Annotated in this window: 10 protein-coding genes, 1 pseudogene and 1 riboswitch; of the genes and pseudogenes, 4 read left to right on the forward strand and 7 right to left on the reverse strand. The window is 73.7% G+C overall.

All coding sequences use genetic code 11. The annotated features are described in order from the left end of the window. Window positions 1-31 precede the first annotated feature (31 nt). Window positions 32-1,135, forward strand: coding sequence for a helix-turn-helix domain-containing protein (locus L3i22_RS28540; protein WP_221320615.1), 1,104 nt, complete (start codon window positions 32-34; stop codon window positions 1,133-1,135). On the opposite strand, the gene L3i22_RS28545 is transcribed toward L3i22_RS28540, so the two are convergent. Next, window positions 1,132-1,995, reverse strand: coding sequence for a helix-turn-helix transcriptional regulator (locus L3i22_RS28545; protein WP_221320616.1), 864 nt, complete (start codon window positions 1,993-1,995; stop codon window positions 1,132-1,134). The genes L3i22_RS28540 and L3i22_RS28545 overlap by 4 nt on opposite strands. 132 nt (window positions 1,996-2,127) lie before the next feature. Here L3i22_RS28545 and L3i22_RS28550 point away from each other — a divergent pair, with 132 nt between their 5' ends. Continuing rightward, on the forward strand, window positions 2,128-3,027 hold the full coding sequence (locus L3i22_RS28550) for an oxidoreductase (RefSeq protein ID WP_221320617.1): 900 nt from the start codon (window positions 2,128-2,130) through the stop codon (window positions 3,025-3,027). Between the two features lie 7 nt (window positions 3,028-3,034). On the opposite strand, the gene L3i22_RS28555 is transcribed toward L3i22_RS28550, so the two are convergent. The 3 genes from L3i22_RS28555 to L3i22_RS28565 form a co-directional block, all read right to left on the reverse strand. Then, window positions 3,035-4,348, reverse strand: a complete 1,314-nt coding sequence (locus tag L3i22_RS28555; RefSeq protein ID WP_221320618.1) for an L-serine ammonia-lyase — start codon at window positions 4,346-4,348, stop codon at window positions 3,035-3,037. A gap of 6 nt (window positions 4,349-4,354) precedes the next feature. Next, a complete protein-coding gene (gene gcvT, locus L3i22_RS53750) occupies window positions 4,355-5,650 on the reverse strand; it encodes a glycine cleavage system aminomethyltransferase GcvT (RefSeq protein WP_255657199.1) in 1,296 nt (431 codons plus the stop codon). A gap of 123 nt (window positions 5,651-5,773) precedes the next feature. After that, window positions 5,774-5,869, reverse strand: a riboswitch (glycine riboswitch). A 98-nt stretch (window positions 5,870-5,967) separates the two neighbouring features. Beyond that, the gene (locus L3i22_RS28565) at window positions 5,968-6,423 is read right to left on the reverse strand and encodes a MarR family winged helix-turn-helix transcriptional regulator (RefSeq protein WP_221320619.1); all 456 of its coding nucleotides are present in this window, start codon (window positions 6,421-6,423) and stop codon (window positions 5,968-5,970) included. 362 nt (window positions 6,424-6,785) lie between these two features. Between L3i22_RS28565 and L3i22_RS28570 the strand changes: the two genes are divergently transcribed. Then, a complete protein-coding gene (locus L3i22_RS28570; RefSeq protein ID WP_221320620.1) occupies window positions 6,786-9,494 on the forward strand; it encodes a LuxR family transcriptional regulator in 2,709 nt (902 codons plus the stop codon). Window positions 9,495-9,544: 50 nt separating this feature from the next. Here the strand turns inward: L3i22_RS28570 and L3i22_RS28575 are convergent, their stop codons facing one another. Further along, entirely contained in the window at window positions 9,545-10,375 is an 831-nt protein-coding gene (locus tag L3i22_RS28575; RefSeq protein ID WP_221320621.1) for an SDR family NAD(P)-dependent oxidoreductase, read from the reverse strand. Window positions 10,376-10,526: 151 nt separating this feature from the next. Between L3i22_RS28575 and L3i22_RS28580 the strand changes: the two genes are divergently transcribed. Further along, the gene (locus L3i22_RS28580; RefSeq protein WP_255657201.1) at window positions 10,527-11,372 is read left to right on the forward strand and encodes a helix-turn-helix transcriptional regulator; all 846 of its coding nucleotides are present in this window, start codon (window positions 10,527-10,529) and stop codon (window positions 11,370-11,372) included. A 406-nt stretch (window positions 11,373-11,778) separates the two neighbouring features. On the opposite strand, the gene L3i22_RS28585 is transcribed toward L3i22_RS28580, so the two are convergent. Next, a complete protein-coding gene (locus L3i22_RS28585) occupies window positions 11,779-13,608 on the reverse strand; it encodes a cell wall metabolism sensor histidine kinase WalK (protein WP_221320622.1) in 1,830 nt (609 codons plus the stop codon). 236 nt (window positions 13,609-13,844) lie between these two features. Beyond that, window positions 13,845-14,534: pseudogene (locus L3i22_RS28590) on the reverse strand (response regulator transcription factor); the annotation flags it as partial. Window positions 14,535-14,588: the final 54 nt, after the last annotated feature.

A 14,588-nucleotide genomic window follows, 5' to 3' on the forward strand; every position in this document is an offset into this window, starting at 1 on the left:
GGGGGCCCGGGCGGCGGGGCAGGATGTCACCGTGAGGGATCTCGCCGCCCGGCTCACCGCGCTGGACCCCGACGCCGGGGCGGCGCTGCAGGTGATCGCCTACTTCGACCGGCTGACCGAGGCGCGGGCCGGGCTGCAGTCCATCGTCCGGGGCGCCGCCGTCCTGGCCGGCTGCCCGGCCCGCCTCGCCGACGAGCACCGCCGCATCCACCTGCGCGTCCACCCCGACGGCACGAACGCCGCCGCGCCGATCCCCACCGCCGAACAGCCCGGCCGGGCGCCGAGTGCCGCCGCCGACCAACCCGGCCCGGCGCCGACCTCCGCCACCGTCGAACAACCCCGCCCGCCGTCTGACTCCGCCGCCGGGCAGGTCGATGAGGCGTGGATGTCGGTTGTCGTCGCTGACGGGGCGTTGCTGTGGCTGGAGCGCGCCGGGCCGCCCGGACCGGTCGACGCGATGATCCTGGAACGGGCCGCCGGAGCCGCACGCACCGTCCTGGACCGCACCCGCCATCACCCGCCGCCGGCCGACCCCGCCCTGCTGGAGCTGCTCCTCGACCCGGACGCCGCGGAACCGTCCCGGCTCAAGGCCGCCGCCCGGCTCGGCCTCAAACCAGACGCGGAGGTACGGGCGGTCGCCCTCCCCGACGGCCGGGCCCGCCTGCAATCCACCGCCACCCCGCCCCCGGACGCCACCATGCGCGCCGGGATCGGTCCGGCCGGGCCGATCGCCGCGCTGCCCAGCTCCTACGCCGCGGCCCGGGTGGCGCTCCGCTTCACCGCCGAGGGCACCGAGCAGGACCCCGGCCCGCGCGTGGTGCACGCCGACCACCTCGGTGGCCTCGCCCTCCTGGCCGCCGCGACCGACCCCGGCGGCGACCCGATCCCGGACGTCCAGGCCCTGCACCGCACGGCGGCCACCGCCCCCTGGGCCCTGGCCACCCTGGACGCGGTGGCCGAGTCCCCCAGCCTCCGTACCGCCGCCGGCGCCCTCCGGGTGCACCACTCCACCCTGCAGGAGCGGCTGTCCCCTTTCGATCACCTGCTGGGCTGGGACTTCCGTACCCCACAGGGGCGTCTGCGCCTGCAGCTCGCGCTGGCCCTGCACCGCCTCACCCGGCCGCCGAGTCGTTAGGGCCGCACCCGGCGGCGGGACGCGTGCAGCGACGCCAGCAGCCGCAACCGGTCGGCATCCGGGCTGCCCGGCGCGGCGGTCCAGACCTGCATGACCGGGCCCGGGTTGCCGGGCAGCGGATATGTGTCCCAGTCCAGGGTGAGGTCGCCGACCTCGGGCACCCGGAACGTCTTGGTGCCGCGGACCGACTCGCGCACGTCGTGCCGGGCCCACAGCCGCGGGAACTCGGCGCTGCGGATGCTCAGCTCGCCGACGATCTCGGTGGCGCGCGGATGGGTGGGGTCGGTGGCGATCGCCGCTCGCAGCATGCCGATGTAGTCGAGCGCCTGCCGCTCCCAGTCCGCACAGCTGCGCTGCCGGGTCAGCACGTCGTCGAAGAGCAGCAGGAGCATGTTGAGCCGCTCCGGCGGATAGTCCGCCGGGTCGCCGAGCAGTGCCTCGGCCATCGGGTTCCAGTCGAGCAGGTCGAGGTGCCGGCCGAGCACGACCGCCGGGGTGTCCAGCACCCGCAGCAGCCGGCGGGTGCTCTCCGGCACCCGCTCCGGCTCGCGGACCACCCGGGACGGCATCGGCCGGCGGGCGGCGTAGGCCAGCGTGAAGAAGTGCCGGCGCTCCTCGTCGTCGAGCTCCAGCGCCCCGGCCAGCGCGTCGAGCACGTCGTCGGACGGGCGCACCTCGCGGCCCTGCTCCATCCGCTGGTAGTAGTCGGTGCTGAGCCCGGCCAGCAGCGCCAGCTCCTCCCGCCGCAGCCCGGTGACCTTGCGCCGGCCCCCCGGCTCCAGGCCGACGTCGCGCGGGCTCAGCCGGCCGCGCCGGGCGCGCAGGAAATCGCCCAGCTCACGGGCGTACGGATGGCTCATGCCGACAAGTCTGCCCCGCTCCGCCGCGCCCAGGGTAGGACTGCCCGACCTAGGTAGCCGGGAACGATCGAGACCGTCCGCGGTGCTCCTAACGTCGTCGGGGTACCCCGTCGACACCCTCAGGAGCAGCACATGGACCGCATCCCCGACCAGCACGGACGGGTCGCCGTGGTGACCGGCGCGAACTCGGGCCTCGGCCTGGTCACCGCCACCGAGCTGGCCCGCCACGGCGCCCACGTGGTGCTCGCCGTCCGCAATGTCGCCGCGGGCGAGGAGGCCGCCCGGCGGATCGGCGGCGACGTCGAGGTGCGCGAGCTGGACCTGGCCTCGCTGGATTCGGTCCGCCGGTTCGCCACCCGCCTCACCGCTGACCACCCGGCGATCGACCTGCTGGTCAACAACGCCGGCCTGGTCCTGCTCGGCCCGCGCCGCACCACCGCGGACGGCTTCGAGCTGCAGTTGGGCACGAACATGCTGGGCCACTTCGCGCTGACCGGCCTGCTGCTCGCCACCCTGACCGCGGCGCCGGCGGCCCGGGTGGTCAGCCTCAGCTCGATCACCCACAAGAACGCCCACCTGGACTTCGACGACCTGATGTCCGAGCGGGGCTACCGGGCCGCGCCCGCCTACGGCCGGTCCAAGCTGGCCACCACGATCTTCGGCCTGGAACTGGACCGCCGGCTGCGCGCGGCCGGGTCACCGGTGCTCAGCGTGCTCGCCCACCCCGGGATGACCAGGACGAATCTGACCCCGCGCGCGTGGGAGCACCTCGGCCGGGCGGGCAAGGTGCTGGCGGCGGCTGGGCTGATCCTCACCCAGCCGGTCGAGCGGGGCACAGAACCCCAGTTGCGGGCCGCCACGGCTCCCGCCGTACGCGGAGGTCAGTTCTTCGGTCCTCAGGGTTTTCTGGAGATGCGCGGCCGCGTCGGCGACGCCAAGCTCAGCCGCGAGGCCGCCGACCCCGCGGTCGGCCGGCGTCTCTGGTCCGCCGCCGAGCAACTGACCGGGGTCCGCTACCTCGATCAGGCGTAGCGGGCGCTCAGCACTCGATGACGTTGACGGCGAGGCCGCCGCGGGACGTCTCCTTGTACTTGATCTTCATGTCGGCGCCGGTCTCCTTCATCGTCTTGATCACCTTGTCGAGGGAGACGTGGTGCTTGCCGTCGCCGCGCAGGGCCATCTTCGCCGCGGTGACCGCCTTCACCGCGGCCATCCCGTTCCGCTCGATGCACGGGATCTGCACCAGTCCGCCGACCGGGTCGCAGGTCAGGCCGAGGTTGTGCTCCATCCCGATCTCGGCGGCGTTCTCCACCTGCTCGGGCGTGCCGCCGAGCACCTCGGCGAGCCCGGCCGCGGCCATCGCGCACGCCGAACCGACCTCGCCCTGACAACCCACCTCGGCGCCGGAGATCGACGCGTTCTCCTTGAACAGCAGCCCGATCGCGGCGGCCGCCAGCAGGAACCGGACGACCCCGTCGTCGTCGAAACCCGGCACGAACGCCCGGCAGTAGCTGAGCACCGAGGGGATGATGCCCGCGGCGCCGTTGGTGGGCGCGGTCACCACGCGACCTCCGGCCGCGTTCTGCTCATTGACGGCCATCGCGTACGCCGTGAGCCACTCCATGGCGTGCACGGCCGGGTCCCCGGCGGCCCGCAGCTGACGGGCGGTGGCCGCGGCCCGCCGACGGACCTTGAGGCCCCCGGGCAGCACGCCTTCGGCGTCCAGTCCCGCGTTCACGCAGTCGTCCATGACCTGCCAGATGGCGAGCAGCCCGGACTTCACCTCGGCGGCCGGGCGCCACGCGGTCTCGTTGGCCAGCATCAGGCGGGAGATCGACAATCCGGTCGTCCGGGTCAGCTCCAGCAGCTCCGCGCCGGAGCTGAACGGATGCGGGAGCGGGGTGTCGTCCGTACGTACCCGGGAAGTGACCTGATCCACGACGAAGCCGCCGCCGACCGAGAAATAGGTCTTGGCCAGCAGCTCGGCGCCGTCGGCGCCGAGCGCGGTGAAGGTCATGCCGTTGGGGTGCTCGGGCAGCGACCGGCGGCGGTGCAGCACCAGGTCGACGCCGATCTCGTGACCGTTGCTGATCACGATCCGCCCGTCCGTGGGCACCTCCAGGGAGGTGTCGACGGTCTCCGGATCCTCCCCCATCAGGCCCAGCAGCACGGCGCGCGGGGTGCCGTGGCCGTGGCCGGTGGCGCCGAGCGAGCCGAAGAGCTCCGCGCGGACGCGGGTCACCCGGTCGTCGAGGAGCCGGGTGAACAGCCGGGCGGCGCGCATCGGGCCGACCGTGTGGGAGCTGGAGGGGCCGATGCCGATCGAGAACAGGTCGAAGACGGAGACGGCCATGGGTTGTCAGACCTCCGGGTGGAGCGGGTTCATAAGGTTTCCTTGGTTGTTGCCGTTGCCGTTGCCGCTGCCGCTTCGGTGAGCGCCGGGGTCGGCAGTTCGGGCGGCAGTTGGGCGGCGGTAGAACGGGAGCGGGACGACTTCGACCTCTTCGTGGACGCCACGAACATCGACCGCCAGAGCCACCTTGTCCAGATTTTTCGTGACATATGCCAGCGCAATCGGATACCCCAGCGTCGGCGACGGCGCCCCGCTGGTCACCTCACCGACCTTCACCCCGGTCACCGCGTCAACCACGGAATACCCCGCCCGCGGCGACCGACGCCCCTTACCCACCAGCCCGACAAGCTCTTTCCCGGACGAGACGAATTCGCTCCCGCCATCGGCATCTCGCCCCTCGGGCCGGCCCACCAGGTCGTTCCCGGACGAATCGCCCGCCGCGTCCCGCGCAGCCGCCTCCGGCGCAGCCGTGTCCCGCGCAGCCGCCTCCCGCGCAGCCGCCTCCCGCGCAGCCGCCTCGCGCAGCGCCGCCGCCCCGACGAAGTCCCGCTTGTCGAGCGCCACCACCCGCCCCAGCCCGGCGTCGAACGGCGTCGTGCGAACCGTCAGCTCATGCCCGTACAGCGGCATCCCCGCCTCGAGCCGCAGCGTGTCCCGGCAGGCCAGCCCGGCCGGATTCGCCCCGCTCGCCACCGCCCACGCCCAGATCCCGGCCGCATCCGCGTTGTCGCAGTAGATCTCGAACCCGTCCTCGCCGGTGTACCCGGTCCGCGCCAGCAACACGTCCCGCCCGGCAACCTGACCGTTCTTGATCGCGTAGTACGGCAGTTCCGGATGCGCCCCGACGATCCCCGCCGCGCCCGGCCCCTGCACCGCGATCAGCGACCGGTCCAGCATCGCGATCTCCACCGCGAACCCGCCCGAGTGCTCCCCGAGCATCGCGCGCACGACCTGCGCGTTCGCCGCGTTCGCCACGACCAGGAACCGCCGCTCGGCCAGCCGATAGACGACGAGATCGTCAAGCACCCCGCCTGTCGTGTGGCACAGCATCGTGTACTTCGCCCGCCCCACCCGGACCGCGGACAACCGTCCGACCAGGGCAAAATCCAGGAACGCTGCGGCTTCCGGTCCGCTGACCTCGATCTGCCCCATGTGGCCGAGATCAAAAAGACCGACCGACTTGCGTACGGCGTGGTGCTCGGCCACGTCACTGCCGTACCGAACCGGCATCTCCCAGCCGGCAAAACCGGTGAAGGTCGCGCCGTGGCGCTGGTGAACGTCGAAGAGCGCGGTGCGTCTCAACAGGGAGGCTCCTTGTGTGCCGGGGCCTCCCTCGCTCTGTCATCTCTGCCTGAGAGGTTCACCGCTGTCGAGCGGTTTGCACCGTGGGCGCAGCCTCCGAGGAGACTGACTTTCCAGAGTCGCCTGACCGCTGCGGTACGGGGGCCTGAGAGATTCTGAGGGAGAAGTTGCTCCTTCGGCGACCCGCCGGTGTGGCGAGTGCTCTCCCGCAGCGGTTGTCGCGGCGAAGTCTTCACTTGTCGGCTGCGACCATACCGCCTGACGATCGCCCCGGGTAACTCCCTTCTCGATCTTGCCAAGTCGCGTTCATCGCCCGGTCATGGCCCGTGCTGGCCCGCGTTGTGCTTCTCCCCCGCCTGCGCCAGCCGTTCCAGCGCCGGCAACGCCCGCACGATCGCGTCGACGTCGTCCGCGCTCAGCTCCCCGAAGAGCTGGTCGAAGGTCGCCGCGTAGTAGGCGTGCGTCCGGTTCAGCAGGTCCCGCCCCTCCGGCTCGACCTCGACGAGCACGCCGCGGCCGTCCGTCGGGTCGGGGGCGCGGCGGACCAACGCGGCCTTCTCCATCCGTCCGACCAGCTGCGTCATCCCGGGCTGGGACGCCCGGGTCAGGCGCGCCAGGTCGGTGACCCGGGCCGGGCCGTCGTCGGAGAGCCGGCGCAGCACGGACAACGAAATCGAGCTCGGGTTGTCCGGCCCCTCGAGCTGACGCAGGAAGCGCACCAGCTGAGCGAGCACCGGCAACAGCTGTGATCCATGGCTCTCGCCGCTCACCATTTGTATTACTCCATTATTTTTTCAGCGTGGAAACCATCTAGATCTTTTCGTATGCCGAGGTGGCCCTGTGAACGCGCCTCCCGCCCACCCCGGCGGTCCCGCCGTCGACTCCGAAAAGCCGTTCAACCCCACTAAAACCCGGCTTCGCGTACGGCGACAGCCCGACTGCCGCCTCGTGCGATCCCAGGCGCCGACCATTTCGCCCCGCCGGCACCCCTCCCCCACCCGGCACCCTCGACCACCCGACACCCCTCGCCCCGCCGGCACCCTGGCCTCGCCGGCACCCCTCGCCCACCCGGCCACCGAAGTGACGCAGGTGACAGCCCCGTTCGGGCGGGAACGCGCACGGTAGCCTCGCCCGCGTGGATCTTCTCGGGCGGCGGCCAGAACAGGACACCCTCGGCCGGCTGCTCCGGGAGGTGCGGGGCGGGCAGAGCCGGGCGCTGGTCCTGCGCGGCGAGGCCGGCTGCGGCAAGACCGCGCTGCTCGACCACCTCGCGGCGCGGGCGGATTTCGCCCGGCTGCTGCGGGCCTCCGGCGTCGAATCCGAGTCGGAGATGGCGTACTCGGCGTTGCAGCAGCTCTGCGCCCCGCTGCTGGACCACCTCGACGTGCTGGCCGGGCCGCAGCGGGCCGCGCTGAGCACCGCGTTCGGGCTGGCCACCGGGCCACCGCCGGAGCGGCTGCTGGTCGGGCTCGCCGTACTCGGGCTGTTCGCCGAGGCGGCCCGCACCCGCCCGATGCTCTGCGTCGTCGATGACGCGCAGTGGATCGACGACGCATCCGCGCTGATCCTCGGCTTCGTGGCCCGCCGGCTGTCGGCCGAGTCGGTCGCCCTGGTCTTCGCCGCGCGGGACACCGGCGCCGACCGGATCCTCGCCGAACTGCCCGAGCTGCGGATCGGCGGGCTGCCGCACGCCGACGCCCGGGCGCTGCTGGACGCGGTGCTGACCGGCCCGGTCGACGCCCACGTCCGGGACCGCATCGTGGCCGAGACCCGCGGCAACCCGCTCGCGCTGCGGGAACTGCCGCACGGGCTGTCCCCGGCCGAGCTGGCGTTCGGCTTCGGCGTACCCGGCACCGGCCCACTGACCAGCCGCGTGGAGGAGGGCTTCCAGCGGCGGATCGCGGCGCTGCCGAGCCCGGCCCGGACCGTGCTGCTGACCGCCGCGGTCGAACCGGTCGGCAACCCGGGGCTGCTCTGGCGGGCTCTGGAACGGCTGGGCCTCGGCCCCGAGGCCGCGTCGCTCGCCGAGGCCGACCAGTTGATCGAGTTCGGCGCGCGGGTCCGGTTCCGGCACCCACTGGTGCGGTCGGCCGCCTGGCGATCCAGCCCCGCGGCCGATCTGCGGCGGGTGCACGCGGCGCTGGCCGAGGTGACCGACCCGGCCACCGACCCGGACCGGCGGGCCTGGCACCGGGCCCACGCCACCGTGGGCACCGACCCCGGCGTCGCCGCCGAACTGGAGAGCTCGGCCGGCCGGGCCCTGGCCCGGGGTGGCTGGTCCGCGGCCGCCGCCTTCCTCGAGCGCGCCGCCGAGCTGACCCCGGACCCGGCCCGGCGCGGCGAGCTGCTGGTGTCCGCGGCCACCGCACGTGCCGACGCCGGCGCATACGCCCTGGTCCCCGCCATCCTCGCGGCCGCCGAGCTGACCCCGCTCGCCCCGCTGTCGCAGGCGCGCGCCGAGAGCCTGCGCGCCCGGGTCACCTTCATGCTGCACCACGGCCGCGCCGCCGGACCGCCGCTGCTGGCCGCGGCCCGCCGCCTGGGCGGACTGGACCCGGAAGCGGCCCGGGACGCGTTCCTGATGGCGGTCGGCGCGGCCTTCTGGGCCGGCCGGTTCGGCGGCGACGACCTGCGGGTGGCCGCGACCGCCGCCCGGGACGCCGCGCCGCCCGGCGAGGGCTTCCCGGACCTGCTGCTGGCCGGCTTCGTGTCGTGGGTGCTCGACGGACGGACGGTCGCTGTCCCGGCCCTGAACCGCGCCCTCGACGCGATGGGCTCGGCCGCCGACTTCGGGCACGTCTGGCTGGCCGCGGCCGCGGCGCACGAACTGTTCCGGCTGGGCCTCGCCCACCGGATGACCCAGCGGGCGGTCGAGCTGGCCCGGGGCAGCGGCGCCCTGTCGCTGCTGCCGAACGCGCTGACCATCCAGGCGCACAGCCTGATCGACGAGGGCCGGCTCACCGAGGCCGCCGACCTGCTGACCGAGGTGGACACCGTGATCCGGGAGACCGGGGCCACCGTTTACCAGCTGTCGCGGCTGCTGCTCGCCGCGCACCGCGGCCCGGAGCAACAGACGAAGGACCTGCTCGCGGAGAAGCTTCAGGACGCCGCGGCCCGCGGCGACGGCCGCCTGCACACGGTCTGCCGGCGTGCCCTCGCGATCCTGTACAACGGACTCGGCGACTTCCCGGCCGCGGTCGAGGCGGCGCGGGACGCCTGCGCCCACGACGAGATGGCGCTCGCCGTCTGGTCGCTGCGCGAGCTGGTCGAGGCCGCCGCGCTCGCCGGGCGACCGGAGCTGGCCGCCGACGCCCGCGCGCGTCTCGCCGAGCGCACCGCGGTCACCCCGACCCGGGCCGCCCGTGGCTTCCAGGCCGTCGCGGACGCCCTCGCCGGCCCGCCCGGTAACGCCGAAGCCTGTTACCGGGACGCCGTCGAACTCCTGTCGATCGCCGACACCGCCACTCAGGGGCATCGGGCCCGGTTGCTCTACGGCGAGTGGCTGCGCCGGCAGGACCGGCCGGCCGAGGCCCGGACCGAGTTGAAGACCGTCTACGACGCCTTCACCGGGATGGGCGCGTCGTTCTTCGCCGCCCGCGCCGAGCGCGAGCTGGCGGCGGCCGGCGAGCGGGTCACCAAGGCGGCCCGGGCCGGCACGGTCGAGCTGACCACCCAGGAGGCGACGATCACTCAGCTGGCCGTCACCGGCCGCACCACCGCGGAGATCGCCGCCGCCCTGTTCCTGAGCCCGCGCACGGTCGAGTGGCACCTCGGCAAGGTCTACCAGAAGCTCGGCATCAGCTCCCGCCGCGAACTCGCCGCCGCGCTGCCGGCCCGCCGCTGACGCGAGGCCGGCAACCCACCCGCTGAGGAGGCCGGCAACCCATCCCCTGATCATGAGAACTCCGTGCTCAGGGCCAGCTCGCGGCCGGCCTCGACATCCGCGGTCAGCGCATCGAGCCGAGCCTTGGCCAGGCCGTAGGAGTCGGAGCCGAGCAGCTGGTGCAGCGGGGCCCCGCCGTCATCGGCAACCCGGATGATCGCGGCGGCGGCCCGCACCGGGTCGCCGAGCTGGGTGCCGGGCATCTTCAGATGGTCCGACGTCATCTCGCGGATCGCCGGGTAGCCGTCGCCGGCATTCGACGCCAGCGCCAGCGACGACGCGCCCAGGAAGTCGGTGCGGGTGTAGCCGGGCTCGATCACGTTCACCCGGATGCCGGCGCCGGCCACCTCCGCGGCGAGCGCGGCCGACAGCCCCTCCAGCGCGAACTTGGCAGAGCAGTACAGCCCCCAGCCGGGAAAGGCGGTCAGGCCCAGGATCGACGAGACGTTGATGACGTGACCACTACCGGCGAAGCGCATGCCGGGCAGGACCGCTCGCAGCACGTTCCAGACGCCGAAGATCTGCACGCCGAACATCTGCCGGACCTCGGCGTCGGTGGCCTCCTCGACCGCACCGAGAAATCCATAGCCGGCGTTGTTGACGACGACGTCGATGCCGCCGAAGCGCTCGACGGTGGCCCGGACCGCCTCGGCGACCGCCTGCTCGTCGGTGAGATCCAGTTCGAGGGCGAGCAGCCGCTTCCGGTCGGCGGGGCCCAGGGCCGCTTCGAGACGCCGCGCCGATCGCGTCGTCGCCGCGACGGCGTCGCCTCGCTCCAGCAACTGCGTGACCAGTTCGAGGCCGATGCCCCGGGACGTGCCGGTGATGAACCAGGTGGTCATGGTGTGCTCCCTACTCGGTGCCGTTCGACGCATCCCATGGTTCGTCGTCGCGACGGCTCCGGAAACGGCCAGCCAGGCCCAGCTCTGCCTGGGAACGGCATGCCCACCCAGGGCCTGTCCGCGGGCTCGCCGGCGGGCCATTATTGGGCGCATGACAGATCTGGGCGACTTCCTTCGCAGGTGCCGGGCCGGCCTGACGCCGGAGGCTGCCGGCCTGCCCGGTCCATCGAGCGGGCGGCGGGTCCGTGGCCTTCGCCGTGAGGAGGTCGCACGGCTCGCCGGGGTCAGCACCGACTACTACACCCGCTTGGAGCAGGGCCGGCACGCCAGCCCGTCCACCGCGGTGGTCGAGGCGCTGGCCCGGGTCTTCCGGCTCGATCCAGCGGCGTGCGGCCATCTGGCCGACCTCGCGCGGCCGGTCCGGCGGCAGCCCCGGCAGCCGCAGACCCAGCGGGTGCGCCCGGCGATGCGGCAGTTCATCGCGTCGATGACCGGGCATCCCGCGCTGATCCTCGGGCGCCGCACCGACGTTCTCGCGGCGAACGATCTCGCCCGTGCCCTGCTCACCGATTGGACCTTGCTGCCGCCCGCGCAGCGCAACTACACCCGCTGGATCTTCCTCGACCCGGCCGCCCGGGAGATGTTCGTCGATTGGGCCGCGGTGGCCGCCGAGTCCGTCGGCACACTGCGCCTCTACGCGGGCCGCAATCCCGACGACCTCCGCCTCGGCGAGCTGGTCAAAGAGCTAAAGGAGAAGAGCCCAGAATTCGGTACGTGGTGGACCGCCCACCAGGTGCACGAGCGCACGCACGGCTTCAAGCGCATGAACCATCCGGCCGTCGGCCCGATCACCCTGCACTTCGAGGCGATGACGCTCTCGGGTGACGCCGAGCAGACCCTGTTCGTCTATCACACCGACCCGGGCAGCCCGTCCCAGGACAACCTGCGACTGCTCACCATGCTGACCCTCGACCAGCCGACCCGGACCAGGCGATGAGAGCGCACTACGCGGCCCAGCCCCGGGGACAGCCTGCGTGCGCCGGCCCGGAGGTGGCCGGCGCCGGCGAACGAGGGTGAGCAACATGCGCGAGCACGGAGACAGCCGGCATGCCGCAGGCCGGTGGCGGGCCGCGGCGGGCGACAGCGGCGACGGGCAGCGAGGGCCGGCGAGCGGCCAACAGCGGGCGGCAGCGGCCGGCGGGTGACGGGTGACGGCGGCCGGGAGCCGGTGGCGGGCAACCGCTGGCGGGCGGGCCGCTGGCCGGCGGGCGGGCCGCTGGCCGGGACGGGCGGCCGCTGGCCGGTGGCCGGGTCGAGCGGCCGCGGGCCGGGTCCGGGCGGCGGCCGGCGGCGGGGTGATGGACGGCGACGGGTGGGCGGGTGACGGCTGGTGGGTGGTGGGGTCAGGTCGGGGTGGCTGGTGGGGGTGGGGGTGCCGGCAGGCGGATCGTGAAGGTGCTGCCGTGGGCGAGCGTGCTCTCCGCGGTGAGGGTGCCGCCGTGGGCTTCGGTGAGTTTGCGGGCGATGGCCAGGCCCAGGCCGCTGCCGCCGGTGGTGCGGCTGCGGGACCCGTCGGCGCGCCAGAAGCGGTCGAAGATGCGGGGCAGGTTCTCCGGGGCGATGCCGACGCCGGTGTCCCGTACCGAAATCCGGTCTTCGGACGCGGCGAGGGTGACCGAACCGCCTGCCGGGGTGTAGCGGATCCCGTTCGCGACCAGGTTGCCCACCACCTGCCGCAACCGGACCGGGTCGGCGGTGACGACCGGGTCGCCCTGGACCGCGATGGTCAGCTCGACCCCGGCGGCCTGGGCCGGGGCGCGGTGGCTCTCCGCGACCTGGGTGAGCACGTCGCGGACGTACGTCGGCTCGGGGTGCACCCGCAGCGTCCCCGCGTCCGCCGCGGCGAGGTCGGTCAGGTCGTCGATGATGTGCTGGAGCAGCAGCGCCTCGTCGTGCAGCAGCTCCAGCAGCTGGCCGTCGGTGGGCGCCAGATCGTCCTGGGCCGCCTCCAGCCAGCTGCGGATGTTGGTGAGCGGGGTGCGCAGCTCGTGGGCTACGTCGCTGACCATCGCGCGGCGCTGTGCCTCGGCCCGGTCACGGCGCTCGGTCGAGTCGTTGAGCGCGCGGGCCAGGCGGCCGATCTCGTCCTGCGTGGACACCGGGACCGGCCGGTGCCCGTCGGCGGCGTCGGTCAGCGCGCGCAACGGCCGGACCAGGCGGTAGCCGACCAGCACGGTGACCAGGATCGTCGCCAGCAGCACCCCGCCGGTGACGGTCACGATCCGGATCGTGTTCGACCGGGACAGCGTGAACCGGGTCTGGTCGGCGCCGGAGCGCGGGTCGGTGACGAACAGCAGGGCCGGCGGGGCGACGTAGGCCTGCAGCATCGCGCGGCGGGCCTTTTCGACGCAGCCGCTGATCCGGGCGCTCGACGCCGAGGCGACCGGCTGGACCTCGGCGACCTTCACCGAGTCCACGGCGCTCGCGTAGAACACCGAGAAGTCCGGCCACACACCGAGCCGGTACTTCGCGGACAGCCCGGCACAGCTGGTGGCGAGCCGGCCCAGCTGGGCCAGCGGCTTGACCTCGGCCTTGGTCGTCACGAACGCCAGCTTCGACGCGCAGCCGGCCGCGTAGCTGTCCGGATCGAAACCGGACACGACGATCGAGGGCCGGCCGTTCGGCAGGTCCACGACCCGGCCCTGGGCGCCGACCTTGCGGATGCAGGACAGCGCGTCGGCCGCGACCTTGTCGAGTTCGTCGCGCTGCGCGGCGGGTACCCGGAACGGGCCGACCGCCCGCGGGTCGATCCGCGCGGCGCCGCCGGTCAGCGCGGTGTCCCCGTTGAGCGGGCCGCCGGTCAGCGCGGTGTCCACGTTGAGCGGGTCGATCGTGGCGGACGGCCGGGCGGCAGCCAGCGACGGGCCCGGCCCGGAGTCGGCGAGCACCGCCCGGTCCAGGGTCATCAGCGTGATCCGCCGGTCCAGTTTCGCGGCCCGGGCCTGGATCAGCGCGGGCGCGCCGGACCAGTCGCTGTGCGTGGCGGCGTAGCCGAGGAGCATGTCGTAGACGCCCTTGTCGTCGGTCAGCGACTGCCCCTGCTCCTGCGAGATGGCCCGGGTGGCGGTGCTCGCGGCCAGCCACGCCGTCGCCACGATCGCGGCGATCACGATCAGCACCGACGTGACCAGCAGCCGCGTGACCAGGCTGTGCCGCAGCGGCACCCGGATCACGCGGGACCCGCCGAATCTGGCACCGGCCCCGAGGGCAGGCCTGTCGAATCCAGCACCGGCCTCGGGGGCAGACCCGCCGAATCTGGCACCGGCCCCGAAGGCAGACCTGCCGGATCCAGCACCGACCTCGGGGGCAGACCTGCCGGATCCAGCACCGACCTCGGGGGCGGACCTGCTGGATCCAGCGCCGGCCCCGAGGGCGGGCCCGCCGGATCTGGCGCTTTCCCTGAGGGCTGGCCTGCGGCGATCTTGTAGCCGACCCCGTAGACGGTGATCAGCTGGGCCGGCCGCTGCGGATCAGACTCGATCTTGCGGCGGAGGTTCATCACGTGGACGTCGATGGTCCGCTCGGTCGAGCTCCGGTCGATCCCCCGCGTGTGGTGCAGCAGCTGCGCCCGGGTGAACACCCGATCGGGCTGCTCCGCCATCGCGGCCAGGATCGCGAACTCGCCGCGCGTGCACTCGACCTCGACACCGTCCACGGTCACGTGCCGCCCGGTCAGGTCGACGCCGAGCCGGCCGATCCGCCGCACGTGCGAGCCGGCCGGCTCGGACGCGCCCCGCGACGCCCGGCGCAGGAGCGTGCGCACCCGGGCCATCAGCTCGCGCGGGCTGTACGGCTTCGTCAGGTAGTCGTCGGCCCCCAGCTCCAGCCCGAGCAGCAGGTCGTCCTCGCTGGTCCGGGCGGTCAGCATCAGCACCAGCACGTCGGACTCCGACCGCAGCGTCCGGCACACCTGCAGCCCGTCGAGGCCGGGCATCATCACGTCGAGCACCAGCAGGTCCGGCCGCCAGCGCCGGGCCTCGTCGAGCGCGGCCCGCCCGTCGTGCACGACGAGCGCCTCGTGGCCCGCCGCGGTCAGGTACCGCCGGACCACCTCCGCCTGCCGGGGATCGTCGTCGGCGACCAGGACCTTCGCACACATGGCGGCGATGATAGGGCGGCCCCGCGCGGGCGCGGCGAACTTCCTCGCATACCT

The organism is Actinoplanes sp. L3-i22, assembly GCF_019704555.1.
Lineage (GTDB): Bacteria > Actinomycetota > Actinomycetes > Mycobacteriales > Micromonosporaceae > Actinoplanes.

Bases quoted from the DNA above. Each gene is read 5' to 3' on its own strand.
- L3i22_RS28545 (WP_221320616.1), bottom strand. From the start codon at position 1,995: ATGAGCCATCCGTACGCCCGTGAGCTGGGCGATTTCCTGCGCGCCCGG.
- L3i22_RS28550 (WP_221320617.1), top strand. From the start codon at position 2,128: ATGGACCGCATCCCCGACCAGCACGGACGGGTCGCCGTGGTGACCGGC.
- L3i22_RS28555 (WP_221320618.1), bottom strand. From the start codon at position 4,348: ATGGCCGTCTCCGTCTTCGACCTGTTCTCGATCGGCATCGGCCCCTCC.
- L3i22_RS28565 (WP_221320619.1), bottom strand. From the start codon at position 6,423: ATGGTGAGCGGCGAGAGCCATGGATCACAGCTGTTGCCGGTGCTCGCT.
- L3i22_RS28575 (WP_221320621.1), bottom strand. From the start codon at position 10,375: ATGACCACCTGGTTCATCACCGGCACGTCCCGGGGCATCGGCCTCGAA.
- L3i22_RS28580 (WP_255657201.1), top strand. From the start codon at position 10,527: ATGACAGATCTGGGCGACTTCCTTCGCAGGTGCCGGGCCGGCCTGACG.